Source organism: Mucilaginibacter terrae (assembly GCF_042679325.1).
In the GTDB taxonomy this organism is placed as follows: Bacteria; Bacteroidota; Bacteroidia; order Sphingobacteriales; family Sphingobacteriaceae; genus Mucilaginibacter; species Mucilaginibacter terrae.
Genome location: NZ_JBHTMJ010000011.1, coordinates 133,125 through 147,867, shown reverse-complemented (window position 1 = coordinate 147,867; position 14,743 = coordinate 133,125). Strand labels below are relative to the sequence as shown.

General features: G+C 39.7%; 10 protein-coding genes and 1 tRNA gene. 6 read left to right on the top strand and 5 right to left on the bottom strand.

Annotation, left to right across the window (positions count from 1 at the left end):
- Nucleotides 1-30 precede the first annotated feature (30 nt).
- The 4 genes from ACFQ3S_RS10235 (at nucleotide 31) to ACFQ3S_RS10220 (ending at nucleotide 7,043) form a co-directional block, all read left to right on the top strand.
- Nucleotides 31-1,380, top strand: a complete 1,350-nt coding sequence (locus ACFQ3S_RS10235) for a sensor histidine kinase (protein WP_377163985.1) — start codon at nucleotides 31-33, stop codon at nucleotides 1,378-1,380.
- Nucleotides 1,381-1,401: 21 nt separating this feature from the next.
- On the top strand, nucleotides 1,402-3,480 hold the full coding sequence (locus ACFQ3S_RS10230) for a cellulose biosynthesis cyclic di-GMP-binding regulatory protein BcsB (RefSeq protein ID WP_377163983.1): 2,079 nt from the start codon (nucleotides 1,402-1,404) through the stop codon (nucleotides 3,478-3,480).
- Nucleotides 3,481-3,573: 93 nt separating this feature from the next.
- Complete coding sequence (locus ACFQ3S_RS10225) at nucleotides 3,574-5,481, top strand: glycosyltransferase (RefSeq protein WP_377163981.1); 1,908 nt, start codon at nucleotides 3,574-3,576, stop codon at nucleotides 5,479-5,481.
- Nucleotides 5,481-7,043 (top strand): hypothetical protein, encoded by a 1,563-nt coding sequence (locus tag ACFQ3S_RS10220; protein WP_377163979.1) that lies wholly within the window; start codon nucleotides 5,481-5,483, stop codon nucleotides 7,041-7,043. Before ACFQ3S_RS10225 ends, ACFQ3S_RS10220 begins: the two co-directional genes overlap by 1 nt.
- Before the next feature lie 155 nt (nucleotides 7,044-7,198).
- Here the strand turns inward: ACFQ3S_RS10220 and ACFQ3S_RS10215 are convergent, their stop codons facing one another.
- Nucleotides 7,199-8,680: a hypothetical protein gene (locus ACFQ3S_RS10215; protein WP_377163977.1), complete on the bottom strand. Its 1,482-nt coding sequence runs from the start codon at nucleotides 8,678-8,680 to the stop codon at nucleotides 7,199-7,201.
- A gap of 130 nt (nucleotides 8,681-8,810) precedes the next feature.
- Here ACFQ3S_RS10215 and yiaA point away from each other — a divergent pair, with 130 nt between their 5' ends.
- On the top strand, nucleotides 8,811-9,278 hold the full coding sequence (gene yiaA, locus ACFQ3S_RS10210) for an inner membrane protein YiaA (protein WP_377163975.1): 468 nt from the start codon (nucleotides 8,811-8,813) through the stop codon (nucleotides 9,276-9,278).
- A gap of 264 nt (nucleotides 9,279-9,542) precedes the next feature.
- Here yiaA and ACFQ3S_RS10205 read toward each other — a convergent pair whose 3' ends face one another.
- The 4 genes from ACFQ3S_RS10205 to ACFQ3S_RS10190 all read right to left on the bottom strand — a co-directional run bounded on the left by ACFQ3S_RS10205 (nucleotide 9,543) and on the right by ACFQ3S_RS10190 (nucleotide 14,204).
- Nucleotides 9,543-11,954 carry a TonB-dependent receptor domain-containing protein gene (locus ACFQ3S_RS10205; protein ID WP_377163973.1) on the bottom strand — a complete coding sequence of 804 codons (2,412 nt, stop codon included), beginning with the start codon at nucleotides 11,952-11,954 and terminating at the stop codon, nucleotides 9,543-9,545.
- Nucleotides 11,955-12,009: 55 nt separating this feature from the next.
- On the bottom strand, nucleotides 12,010-13,290 hold the full coding sequence (locus ACFQ3S_RS10200) for a sensor histidine kinase (RefSeq protein ID WP_377163971.1): 1,281 nt from the start codon (nucleotides 13,288-13,290) through the stop codon (nucleotides 12,010-12,012).
- Nucleotides 13,287-13,961 carry a response regulator transcription factor gene (locus ACFQ3S_RS10195; protein ID WP_377163969.1) on the bottom strand — a complete coding sequence of 225 codons (675 nt, stop codon included), beginning with the start codon at nucleotides 13,959-13,961 and terminating at the stop codon, nucleotides 13,287-13,289. Before ACFQ3S_RS10195 ends, ACFQ3S_RS10200 begins: the two co-directional genes overlap by 4 nt.
- Before the next feature lie 168 nt (nucleotides 13,962-14,129).
- Nucleotides 14,130-14,204, bottom strand: a tRNA-Val gene (locus ACFQ3S_RS10190).
- 254 nt (nucleotides 14,205-14,458) lie between these two features.
- Here ACFQ3S_RS10190 and ACFQ3S_RS10185 point away from each other — a divergent pair.
- Nucleotides 14,459-14,698 carry a hypothetical protein gene (locus ACFQ3S_RS10185; protein ID WP_377163967.1) on the top strand — a complete coding sequence of 80 codons (240 nt, stop codon included), beginning with the start codon at nucleotides 14,459-14,461 and terminating at the stop codon, nucleotides 14,696-14,698.
- The last annotated feature ends 45 nt before the right edge of the window (nucleotides 14,699-14,743 follow it).

Sequence of the window (14,743 nt, the reverse complement as noted above, 5' to 3'; positions counted from 1 at the left end):
TAAACTATTGCTAAATATTTATACCCATCGATGGTTGCCCAAATTAATAAAGAAGAGTACATTAAAGAAACCCGGAAAAAGGCCTGGTTCCTTACCAATAACATTATCTGGACTACTATTTTTTTATATCCTTTATTAGGCATTATTGACTTTGTTTACACTCCTAATTTCTGGCTAACAATTTTAGTTGCGCGTATTGTTACCGTAATGATTATTTACGGTGTTTACAACTTCTTTCAGAGCAACAAGCTCGACTACCGATTGTTGTTGCACATTACCTTTTTTTTGTTATCGGCATTAATGGCCTTTTTATGTAGTATAGTTGACATTAGCCATCTTACCATATATTTCCTTATGTACTCGGTAATCATCCTGTTTTTTAACCTACAGGTATTTTGGGAGCCGGTAAACTCGCTTATCCAATCATTAGTGGCCATTGTGCTGCTGGCCATATTTTACAACATATTTTGCGAGTACAGTTTGGATATGTTTATTAGTAACGGCGGACAGTACTTCTTTATTATAGCTTTACTATCGTGCCTTATACCAACGGCACGTTATAAAGTGATACAACGGGAGGTTGCTTCACAATTACTCATCGAACAATCAAACGAGCAACTGAAAGCGCAGAACCGCGATATTTTAGAAAAGAATAGCATAATTGACTTACAATACGATAAACTGCGCAGGTTAGACGAGCAAAAGAACAGCTTTATTAATATTGCCGGTCACGATCTTAAAAACCTCATTGGCTCCATTGTAATGAGTAACAATATGATCCGTGAAGAAGATTACCGCCTGAGCGACGATCAAAAAGAGTTTGCACATTACATCAGCGAATCGGCCGATAAGATGCAATATCTGTTAAAGACCCTAATGGATGTAAAAGAGATCGAATCGACCGAGATCAAATTTAACATGGAAAACTTTGATGCCAATGAGGTAGTGCAGCAGGTATTTAAGGGTTTGGTTGATACGGCCAATATGAAAAATGTGCATCTGATTAATAATATTTTAAAACTGCCGCTTAATGTAAGGCTCGATAAGGTATTTACCAGCCAGGTTTTTCAAAACCTTTTATCGAACGCTATAAAGTTTTCGCAAACCAATAATAACATACGTGTGGTTACCAGCCTGCAAAAGCAAAAATTTGTTTTTGAGATAATTGATGAAGGAATTGCCATAGGCCAGCAAGAGTTAGACCTGATGTTTAACCGCCTTAAAACATTGAACGATGCCTCGGGCTCGGCTGCCGAAAGCCGATTAGGCCTGGGCCTATCAATTGCTAAACTAATGACCATAGAAATGGGCGGTGAACTCAATTACCGCAGCGATGATAACGGAAACTATTTTAAAGTAGAATTTTACGCCATAAATTAAAAATATAACCTGCAACTTGATATGAATAAATTTTTGACCCTCTTAGTTTTAGCAACAACCTTGTTTGCAAAGGTCACGTTGGCTCAAACCAACATTTCCTTTAAAACCTACGGCCACGATGACGAAGTGATTTATGGTATGAGCGGCGTAAGCTCCTTTTATTTTAGGATGGACCCGCTTATTGATATGAACCAAAGTAAATTAGTACTTTACTTTGAGCCCTCACAGGCACTCATAAAAAACCTATCGTATATTAATATAATAATTGCCGATAAGCCTGTATTTAGCGGACGCATGACCCAAGACTCGGTACAGCGGCTGGTTATACCTTTAAACAGCAGTTATTTAACCGATAACAGGCAATTTTTAAAGGTGCAGGTTAAAACTTTGCTCACCATAACCGATAACAAGTGTAAGGATTTGGATAATCCTGCTATGTGGATTAAGGTAAAGAGCAACTCTTACCTGCAATTGGTTAAAAGTGCTAAAGATGTTTCTAACCGTGTTAACATCAGCAATTCTTTTGAAAGTAAAACAGCTATAGTATATCCAACTAACCCCGGCCTGCACGATTTAAAGGCCGTAGCTTGGGCATATAATAAAATAAAAAGATCATTAGCCGTAAGCGACCTGCGTGTTTACCCAGCCGACAAGGTACCTGATAGTATCAGAAACTATGTTATGGTTGGTAATCTCGATCAGTTACCTGCTGATAAACGCAGCTTGATTTCAGTAACACCTCAAGGCGGCCAGGGTTTAATCTATTTGTACAAAGGCCCGGCCGATTCGGCTGCTGCACGTTTCCGTACAGTTAACTCTATATCTGCGGCCCGTCAGGCTTTTTCAAACAATGAGATTTTATTTATAACAGGCCCTGATGATGCCGGTTACGAAAAAGCGATTACCGCTATGGGTAATTACAACGTATTAAACTCGGCGTTTGGTAATTACCTGGTAATTAACACCGCCGATAACGACCGCGCTAAAAACCTGAACCAGCAACGCACCAAATTAACCTTCCGCGATGTAGGTGGCGTATCTAACTTCATGTCGGGCATTGGTTCGTTAAGGAGTGTTTACAACTTTAAAAACAGCGATTTTAGCTTTACACCTAAAGAAGTGGAAATGCATTTTGTAGGTACTTACAGCGGTATGAGTGCTAACGATCGTGGTTTCTTTAACATATACCTTAACGGTATGCTCATCAGCAGCGAAAAGTTAAATGAATCGGGCAAATTAAACACCTCGGTTGTAGTTAACCGTTACCAACACCGTAAATACAACTCTTTAACTGCCGAGTTCAGGTTCTATCCTGCAAATGGTAATTGTCAAAATAGCTTCCTCAATTTCTTTGGTGAAATGGATGTTGATAAATCTTACCTGGAATCGAGAAACCCGTTTGTGAACAATACGCTGAGTTTCTACCAATATCCTGAAGCATTTAACGAGGGTAGCACCCGTATTGTAGTAAGCAAAAGCTTTGCTAAATACGCAGCAGGCGCAGTTGGCGAAGTAGTTTACGAATTAAATAATAACTTAAACAGTAATAATTTCCCTGAGTTCGCTTATTCGGACGAGATAACCGATGGTGACCTGAAAAAATACAACGTAGTAGCCTTATTGTCTAAAGACGATCCGCTGATGGAAAAATTTCCTGATGCGCCTATCCGTTTTGACCGTGCTTTCCGTTTATACAGTAACGAGGACAACAAGCTGGTTTATGCCCTGTCCGACTCGGTATCGAACGGTTTAGCCCAGATATTTTATGGTAGGGGCAGCAACAACGCCATATTAGTTATAACTGCTACAGGTCAGCAATTGGCCGAAGCATTCCTATCGGCATCAAAAGCTATTACCGAACAGTTATCAACTTTAAACAGTAACGTAAGCGTATCTGATTTAAATGATAATAAATACCTGTTCAACATTGATAAAACAACAGATAACGTACGGTACACCGATGCAAAAAGTGGGTTAGCCCGTTTCTGGGAAAATTATAACCTATATGTATTGTTAGGAATACTGGTACTTATCTTACTGGCCTTTTTGTATGTACGTTCAAAGGTACAAAGGTCACAAGACATGCTGGGCGAACAATAGCTTACAGCCCTCCATAACGTAAAACAATAGCAGGAAATAGCATTATTTTCTGCTATTGTTTATTCATAATTACTTATCGTATTTTATATACTTATGCGCAATACCCAAGGTGATGGTTTGATTCAAAGTGATCCTGAAGGAATATATTCCGGTACACGCAATTCCACTATTTTCCAATTACTTGTTAAAGACGAATTTTTAACACAAGAAGATTGTGATAACATAGATGCCTATTCGGCAAAAATAGGTTCATCAACTGCTAAAATTGCCCTCAACTTCGGCTTTATCTCACGTAAAAACTACGAACGTTCATTAACAAATGCAGGTTATGTGTTTGAGCAAATACGCGAAGAAGCTTACGATGAGGAAGTTTTGGCAAAAGTAGAATTAAAGTTCGCCAATGATCACATGGCTTTGCCTTTGCGCATTGAGAACAACCGGGTAGTAACCCTAATGGCCGACCCCGATGATCAGTTGTTTATTGACTTTGTGCGCCTTACCTATAACCTGGAGCCACTTATTATAATAGCGTCAGATCTGGATATTGCCTGGTTAAGTCATAAGCTGCTCGGTCAGAAGTATGTTAAGTCGGCCGTGTTTGAGCTTTTAAACAGCGATAAAAACAGTTCGGCCTTAACCACTTTTACATCCAAACAGCTTGTAGTTATATTTACCTTTATTGGTTTGATGGCTTGTGGTTTGGTTTTAAATTTCAAAATCACCTCCATAATCTTAAACATATTTTTAAGTACCTTTTTTTTACTTACCATTACCTTTAAGCTTTTTCTTTCACTGGTAGGTTCTAAATTTGAACTATACCAGGCCGTAACAAAAAGCGAAATCAAAAACATTGTTGATGCTGAACTGCCGGTGTACACCATTCACTTACCGGTGTATAAAGAAGATAAGCTGATCAAGAAACTGGTTTGGAACTTACAAAGCTTAGATTACCCACGCGATCAGCTGGATATTAAGCTACTGATTGAAGAAGATGACGATAAAACCCTGAATGCGGTACGCGACCTTGATTTTCCGGCTATATTTGAGGTTATTGTAGTTCCTTTCCACATGCCTAAAACCAAGCCTAAAGCTTGTAACTACGGCCTTCACTTTTCGAGGGGTACTTATTTAACTATCTACGATGCTGAAGATATCCCCGATACCGATCAGCTGAAAAAAGTGGTAGCCATGTTTAACAAGCTACCCGAAGAATATATTTGCGTGCAATGCGCCTTAAACTACTTTAACCGTAACGAAAATTTCCTGACCCGTATGTTTACCCTGGAGTACTCATACTGGTTTGACTATGTATTACCCGGACTGGATACCCTGGATATCCCTATTCCATTGGGCGGTACCAGTAACCACTTTAAAATGGCCAGCTTAATAGAATTAGGTGCATGGGACCCGTTTAATGTAACCGAAGATGCCGATCTGGGTGTACGTGCGTATGCGAAAGGCCACAAGATCGCTGTTCTTAATTCTACTACATACGAAGAGGCCAATAACGATTTCTTTAACTGGATCCGTCAGCGTTCACGCTGGATTAAAGGTTATATGCAAACTTACCTGGTACACATGCGCGATCCTGCTGCTCTTATTCGCAAAATTGGGTTTAAGGGGTTTTTAGGCTTTACCTTCTTTGTAGGAGCCACGCCTATCATGTTCCTTATTAACCCTATTCTTATTCTTATTTTTATAGCATACGTGGTATTTGACCTGGGTATTATACGAACCATTTTTCCAGATTGGGTACTCTTCATATCCATATTCAACTTAATGGTGGGTAATATATTAATGATCTATGTGAACATGATGGCGGTATTCAAACGCCGTTATTATGAACTTATACTTTTTGCTATTGCTAATCCCATATATTGGTTAATGCACTCCATATCTGCCTACAAAGGTTTGTACCAGCTTATTGTGAACCCTTTTTACTGGGAAAAAACCAATCACGGTTTAAGTAAAGTGAACAATCAAAACAACGCGGCTAAATAATGAAACGGTCTAAAAATTTCTATCTCATTCTCATTACGCTAATACTGGCTGTTTACTATATATTTATTGGTGTATATCTGAATAAGTTAGGTTACACTAATCACGAGTCGTTATTTTATATTGAAAAAGGAAAGATCATATCTTACGGCTTAGGTAATAAATTAAGGGTAATGGGTTTAACCTCTCCCCTATTACCTTTTTATGGCGCTTACATATTTAGCTTTATCAACGCCATATTGGCTCCGGTAATAGCTTCTGGAGTTGGTACAGCGGTATTATTTTATATTATGGCTACCTCTATGGTTAAGCGTAATAAGGATAATTTTTACCTCTCCATACTGGTAATATTGTTTGCGCTGCATCCGGGATTAATTTATACCGCCTGCTCGGGCAAGGGCATTTACATGGTGCTTATCTTCTTTTTCCTGTTCTTTTTAAACATGCTCAGGTTTTACAACTCTAATACTACGTACCACATTTCGGTGGCAAGTATATGTTTTGTGTTGCTTGTTTTTTCTGATTATAAGTGCATCTGGTTGGCTCTGTTTTTTATCCCTCTGGTACTATCCATTTCATTGCATAGTTTAAACCTGAGTGAAAAAGAATCGGTATTCCGGCTTCACATGAGCTTCAATAACCCTTCATTACGTCGTAAGCTTGTTAACAAAACGTTTTCCATCTACAGTATCATCTTCATATTGCCAATAGCTTCTGTAGCTATTTATAAGGTGTTAAACCTTACACACGCCGATGATTTAAATTACTTTTTAGAAAGCCCTTACGCAACCTGGAATATCATAGCCGATAAGTTTGAATACAGTGCAACACAGGTAGCCAGTAAATTTGATATACCCGAAATATCGGTACTGGTATCCTTAAAAGCTATCATTTTTTGTCCGATGATAGTGCTGGCTATTTACCTTTTTAAACAAAACACTTACCAAATTTTAACCCTTCTTACGCCATTTGGGTTAATTGAATTTTTAAAGGTGAAATACGATAGTGTAAATTTAACTTATGAGTACTATTTGCTCTTCCTGATTTTAGCATTACTATGCATCATATTCAGGGTACGTTTTATCAAGAATCAGCGAATGCTCAAGGCTGGGTTAGTTATTGTAGTAGCAGTTCAGCTCTATATCGGGTTCGTATTTTTAAGTAAATCATATATTAAAGAAGAAAGCAATTTTTCTAAGATACTGTTAGATCGTACCAGCAATAAAGTAGATGAAGAGAATCATGAACTGGCCGACTATATTAACAGCATGCGTGATACCGACGATCCCATTCTGGTAGATGATGCAGTGGCCTATAGCGTTGCTTGTTATGTTAATAATATTCAGAAACTAACAATGCCATACCAAGAGAGCTACCTAAGCGCTATTGAAGCACCTGAGAAGTATAATGGCTATGTGTTAATTGCCAATGAAAACAACCCAACATTGGGTTACACGCAACTTACAGACTTTTACTTAGATGGAATAAAGCGCAAGAATCCAAGACTATACATCTATAAAATATATGTAACTGATTACTGGACATTGTATAAGATCATAGATTAAAGTTTCTATCGTATGTGAGGTATCTTCGGGAGATTTGGCATGTATCGCCTATACTTTTGAACGCAGACTACAACCTGGCAGCATTCTGCCGGGCCTTTGCCTCAACTAGCCACTCTTAATGAGACAAGCTACATTTATCTTAACATTATTTCATTTCAGATGAGTGTAAGAACTACTTCATAAGCCGTTTTTTTCTCCCAGCGCGCTATAAGCCAAGCGATAAAACTTAAGGTAAAGATGTCATTATTCTCCTTCGTGCTTGCGAGGCTCAAAACCGCCTTTCTATACGCCGGCTCTGATGTCACATTTGGGTTCATCAAATATTTTTCTACCAGCTTCAAATACATCAACACTCGTTCCTCCGATGTTTTGAGCAGATACTTCTTATACCTACGACGGAAGCTGGTCAGCCTCGACATGGCCAGTTCAATGTTGGAGAACTGTGCCTGAACTATAATTTCCATCAAATTTTTCCGGATAGTCCATAGCATGCCCATCTTTTTCTCATACCATGCATCTGTTTGCGTAAGTAGCGACAGCTGTTTCAAGCTTCCACGGTCGTTACAGAGTGCTAAAAACATGGTCAAACAAATTCGTATATCCTCAATATCTTCTACCTTGGAAGCTGGCTTTATACCAGAGAGTGCTTCCTGCATTAGCGCGATCGCCTCCTCCGCAAAGCCTGTAAAGAACAGGTTTAAAGCAGAGAGTAACTGATGCCGTAAATAGAAAAGTGGATAATAACGATTATCAACCAATATTAAATCCATCATTTCCTTAAGATAAGATGTGCTTTTCGTGAAGTCTTTTTGCCGCAGATGAAAGTTTGCCAAAAAGTACAAGATGGAGATATGATAGAAAAGATAGGGCTCTTTAGTATAAACCTGGCGCTGTATAAACTGATTGGTCCGGTTAACATAGCGCTCTATCAAGCCATAATTCTGCTGAATAGCTGCATATTCATTTGCAATAAAAAGAATTTGGTAAATAGCTTTATAGGTCATTAAATCCTGCACGGAAATTTTGTATTTCCGAATAGTTGTTAGCATCAAGGCAGTCAAATTAACAACCTTACCTTTCAGGTGTATTTCCTGCAACTCCTGCCTCAAAAAGGCATAGGCAATATTGAGTTTAGCCTCGCGCTGCATGTTTAACTGGTTGCGCTCAAAGCGGGTGGTTAAAGTATCGAGGTCTTCTGCGCCGGACAAATGAGCATATTGCAGTTTTAGCAGCAAGAGCTCATTCAATAAATTAAATTGCTCTAAATATTCGGCTAAACGCTCTGCCTTGTCCAGACATTTGAACGCTACCTTAACCACATAGTTTTCCAGCAAAAAACGCCCTACCACCACAAGGCGCAGCGCATCATAGGTATCCGTATGATTGCTCTCAAACGTTTTCTGCGACAAGAACAGTAGTAAATTATCCTGCAGCCTTTTACGTAAGGCATGGTAAGCATCCTTGTTTTTTTCAGAGTTATAGAGCTTATTTATGCCACTGATATCGTCAGTTTCAATTAAATCAAGTAACTGCAAATTTTTAACATCACTTCTTTTGTTTTTCCGTTCCAAAAACTGCTTAAACAGCTTCTTGTCCTGAACTGTAAGCAGATTAATCAACTCTGATAGTGAATCCATAACGATATATAGTACTTGTAAAGGTAGAACACTGCTAATAATATCGTCAGTATTTTCGATAATATAACTTTTTGGCAGATGCTTTACCCCCCATATTTGCTTCCATATTAATCATCAAAACAAAACAAACATGGAACCGCTACAAAACAAAACAGACGAAAATTCACCGATTGTAAAACACGGCGAGAGCATCAGAAATCCATTTAAGCCTACCGGCGCATTTATAGGTGCCTCCTGGTTTGCCTTATTAGCAGGAACGGTGGGCTATTGCATTGGCTTATGGAATGCAAGTATGCAGTTGAACGAAAAAGGCTACTATTTCACCATCCTGTTATTCGGTTTATTTGCCGTTATCTCCGTACAAAAAAGTGTGAGGGACCGGGCCGAAGGATTAGCCGTTACCGATCTTTACTACGGACTGAGCTGGTTTGCTACCATTGCTGCCATGATCTTGCTAACCATCGGTCTTTGGAATGCAGGTATAGCCCGGAGCGAAAAGGGCTTTTATGCCATGGCATTTTGCCTGAGCATGTTTTCGGCCATTGCTGTACAAAAGAATACCCGCGACGCCAAGCTGATTGGAGATAAAGAACTGTAACGTAGCGGTTACCACCCCCGCAGCGTCTTGCCTGGCAAGCCTGCGGGGTTTATTTACTCAACCTAATTATATGAAGCCAACAGGTTTAAAAACCTACATTCAACAAAAAACCCCTCAGAATTGAAGCTGAAGGGTTTATGTAGTGGTGGCGACTTTACAAATCTCGAACTATTTCCTGTCTGATTTGCGTTTAATAGCCGATTTAGACTTATAGTTTATTGTGGTCACTTAATCAGTAGAAAAACACGAGGACATACTATTCACTTAAAATTTATAACTGTAACCTACCCTGAAAACCTGCGTTTCATAGTAATCTGTAGTTATAAGCCTGAAGCCGTTACCATTTACTTCTTTTTTGATATTTAAGGTATTAAGCAGGTCGTTACCATTAAAGAACAGCTCACCTCTGCCGTTCTGTATCTGCTTTTTCAGACCAAGATCAATGGAAAACCGTGACCCAACTTTACCTTGTGGGATAATATCCGGTGCGAGGTAAACGGCGGTTAATTGTGCCTCCAGCTTTTTAGGAAACTTAAACATACCATTGAACTTGATGTTACCTGATGTAAGCTCTTGCTGTGTGGCTGTAAACACCGTCGGTACGGGGTATTTATTCTCCACCGTAAAAGCACTTATGGTATTACGGTATATATTCACATTTGTGTTAAAACTGAACCATTCAGTCAAGCTTTGTTGATAAACCAGCTCGGTGCCGCTATTGTAGCTTCGTCCGGCATTTTGGAACACATTATAAATGATCAAGCTGCCGGGTACCTGTGTAGCTATTCGTGTTATGGTGGCATTAGCGATCCGGTGGTAAACTGCCGAATAGAAGTAACCCTTGTCCCATCCTTTTTTATAGCCCAGTTCAAAAGAACTGGTGAATTGCGGGCGTAGCGCAGGGTTCCCCACTTTTAACACTTCGGGTTCATCATATTTAGGGAATATACGGATGTCAACTTCATTAGGACGATCAACCCGGCGATTATAAAATGCGGATAGTTTACTGTTGCTATTAAACTTGTAGCCCAATCTCAAGCTTGGAAAAGGCTGCGCATACTTATAACCATCGCTTTTATAGGTATTATGATCAGGATTCACCTCGTAATCTACTTTTACATATTCTACACGAAGACCTGTTTCCAATTCAAACTTTTCACTTTCGAGTACGTAATTTCCATATACTGCAGGAATGGTTTCTTTGTATTCTGCCAAACCCCCGGCGTCAAAATCTATTGGGGAATTCAAGCCTGGGAAAAACTGCATGTTGGCCGGTATATTTCTTTTTCTTAACTTAATTCCCCCCTCTATGCGACCGTACTTTAAGGGGCGTATATAATCCAGCGTAAGATCATAAACCTGCTCATCTGATAGTAGTTTAAAGGAGTCTTCGCCGGTAAAGGATGGCAAAATATTTTTGAAAAAATACTTTTCATCCTCACGGTGAAAGGTGTAGTTAAACCCGGCGTTAAGCACATGCCCCGGCTGTTTGAATTTGTGCTGATAGGATGCGGTTGCGGTAGCTGTATATTTCACCTCGTCTTCTAAAAACTGCCACAAACGTCTGCGGTTGGAAAGGTCGGTGTTAAAATAGGGAATATCGCCCCGGTCGATGATCTTTTCGCGGTTAAACAGGCCTGAAAAGGCAAACACATTCTGTTCATCCATGTTCCAGTCGATACCGGTTTTTATGGTGGCGTAAGAGGTGTTGCGGTTTCTTTTTACCTGCTGTCGTATCACATCACCATTGTCGTAAATTCGTTCGCCAAATTCGTTTCGATTAAGTGTTTCGGTGTAGAGCAGATCGCTCTGTAAAAACGCATTTACTTTATTTTTGCGGTAATTGAGCGATAGTGATGGATTGAGTTTAGGTGTCCGCTGATATTGTGGCCTAATACCGGGCAAATTTTGCTGCTTTTCCCAAAGCGCGCCTAAGCCTCCTGTAAACCCTATCTTCCCGTTAAAGCCCTCTTGTTTATTCTTTTTGTAGATAATGTTGATGATGCCAGCATTACCATTGGCATCAAACCTGGCGGACGGATTATTAATGATTTCAATGCGTTCAATAGCCGATGCAGGGATATTATCCAGCCCCGTCTGGCTGCCAAACCCGGTGAGTGCCGTTTGTTTACCATCAATAAGTACAGCAACCTTATCGCTGCCACGCAATTCAAGTTTACCGTCCTGGGTGGCCGTAATTCCGGGCAGGTTTTTCATGGCCTGTAACACCGAACCGCCACCCTGGCTGATATTGTCTGCTACCGCATAAGTTTTCTTATCCATCTTGCTGTTTAACCCATCTGCCTGTTGGGCGGTTACGACCACCTCGGTAAGCGCACGGCTGCTCACCTGCAATGCTATAGTTCCAACATCCAGAAAAGCGTTTAAACTTCCAAGCAGAACCGGCTGTTTTTTAATCTGATAGCCCATAGATGATATGACAAGAACATACTTGCCGCTGGGCACATCAGACAGGGTAAATCGTCCTTCATTGTTCGTTACTGTACCGGTAACAAAGGCACTATCCTTTTGAGTTTTCAACACAATGTTTGCAAAAGGCAGTGCCGCTTTAGTGCTGCCTTCAGTTACCTGGCCGGAAAGTGTTACTTTAGTGTTTTGGGCTTTTAATGTTACTGTTGCAGATAACAACAGCAGGATATATAGTATATTTCTCATTTTCTAAAGTATATGCTGGTGTAAATATGCATCCAGATTTAGAAGAAATTTTGAATTAAAAGATTAGCGTAAAAATATGCTGACTATCTTTAAAATGATATGCAATCTGCCAGTTATACAAACCAGCAATCTGTTTGACAATAGCTAAACCCAAGCCGCTTCCTTTAGCCTGATTAGAAACCGAACTGAATCTTTTAAAAAGTTTTTCCTCATTAAGTGGGTATGATCCTGTATTGGCGAATGTCAATTTGCCGGGAACAAGGCTGATAGTTATAGAACCATTATGAACGTTGTGATTAATGGCATTAATGAATAAGTTAGTGAGTAGTATCTCAGTAAGCGAGAGGTTGGATATTATAAGCACCAATGGTTCTATGTACTGAAGAAAAATGAGCTGTTTATTTGCCGTATGTTCCTGTAGCGCTTGGGTTAGCTCCATTAATACTTGACTCAAATCTATGCGCTCACTTTGGGCATACTGGTGGTTTTCTATTTTTGCCATTAACAGTAGGTTTTTGTTAATGCGCGAAACCCTGGCCAAAGCTCTACCAGCATTTTCTATTCCTGATAATTGCTCTTGGGTAAGCGATCTGCTTTGTAATAACAGGTCCAGCTGCGACTGCACAATAGATAGCGGTGTTTGTAGTTCGTGTGATGCATTTTCCGTAAATTCCTTTTGCTGTTTAAATACGGTGATGTTTTCTTTGATCAGTTCCCTCAGGCTGTTATTCAATTGTTCAAACTCCTGTATGTCGGAATGCCGGAACGCGGGGCTGGTTAGGCTATGCAGATTAAAAAGTTTTAATTGATCAAGCGTATGATAGAAAGGCCTCCACAAATTAATTGCGATCCGGCGCATTAGTAATATGATCCCGCCTAGCAAGAGCATCAGGAACAATACCGCAGCGAAAGCGATGAACATGATCGTTTCGTCCTGTTCTTCCATATTGGTTTGAACCAGCAGACGGTACACCATTCCATTGATCTTTACATAGGTAACCAAGCAACGAAACTGTTCTCGGTCATGCATAAAATCATCGTACCTGATTATGGAATAGGTACTGTCTCTTTTTATCCTGTTATCTTCTGTTTTACTAAATATGATCCCGGGTTCAATTTTGTTCCAGATCGCTATGGTTTGCATAATGGTAGTATCGGGAAGATTAAGTTTATTAAAACGGGTTTCAATTTTTGTTCTGAGTGCATAATGATGCTTATCCAGCTCATTGATCCATATCAGATCTACAATTAGATAATATACGGGTATGCTAAGCCCCAATACAAACAGCGAGTACAGGGCGATTGGTTGTATGGTACGGTTTAGCAGTTTGTTCATATTTCCCATTTATAACCACTGCCGTAAATCGTCTTCAGATAACCTGCGCAGCCTGCTTCGGACAGCTTGCGTTTTAGATTTTTAATATGGGCATACACAAAATCGTGATTATCCAGCATATCGGCAATATCGCCGGAAAGATGTTCGGCCAGCGCATTTTTGGATACGACCTTTTTTTGATTGCTGATAAAATACAGCAGCAGGTCGAATTCCTTACGTGTCAGTATCACTGGCGTTTGATGCACTTGTACAGTTTTCCCCAATAGGTCTATCCGAAGCTCTCCCTGTTGTATCACATTTACTTTTCCAAACTGCTTTCTGCGGATAATTGAAAATATACGGGCGGCAAGTTCGGGCAGGTGAAAGGGTTTTTCAAGGTAATCGTCGGCACCTGATTTCAACCCTTTGATCTTGTCGTCAAATGAGTTTTTTGCCGATATGATTATGATACCGTCTTTTCTGTTTCGTGTATTAAATTCTTCCAGCAGTATTAGCCCGTCGCCACCGGAGAGCATCAGGTCAAGTAAAATACAGTCGTAGGAGTGATCCGCTATTTTGCTTTGCGCTTCTGCTATAGTAGTGGCAAATTCGCAGAGGTAGTCCTCCTGAGCCAGGTAGTCTCCAATATTTTGAGCAAGTTCCTGTTCGTCCTCGATGATCAGTATTTTCATTATTGCGAAAGTACATGACAATACTGAAAAATTTCTGAATTAAGATTTTTAGGATTTAAAAGTTATAAAATTAACGGGCTATTAGTGATTGAGTTGATTTGTCGTTTTAGGGCTATAACAATATCGTTGAAAATCGTTCGCAAGTGTATCGCAACTTGCGAACGATTGTGGGAGCTACTGGGTTCGAACCAGTGACCCTCTGCTTGTAAGGCAGATGCTCTGAACCAGCTGAGCTAAGCTCCCTTGGTTCGCTAAATTTCTTTAGCAGGATTTGAGTTTTACAACTTGTATATAGTGTCAGGCCTTATGTCAAACAATCAGGCTGCGTTCCCTTGTTTTGGGACTGCAAACATAGGGTCTTTTTTTATTTTGTCAAAATATTTTTTCAAAATATTTTAAAGTGCCTGATTTTTTATGTAAATAAAGTATTTAAACATAATTATAGCTAATGAAACATCTTGGCGCATCAATGTGTTATTTAAATAAACACAACCATTATGACCGATAGCTTCAAAAATACCACTGATGGTAAATATGAATTTACCATCAATTACTCCGAACGCGAATTAACCTGCCACGTGGAACGCGAAGGCGATATATTGCATGTACACATGGATAATAATATGAATGCAGACATCGAATTACAGCCCGATGGCACGGCCGTACAGGTCTCTGGCGATGAACTTCCTGCCTCAAGCGTTGAGTTTATTAAAAAACAGGTGTTGGAGCAATCCTAAGCCATAAATTGTTATTTGTTAGTTTTGTAAAAAAAGCAGGGTTCC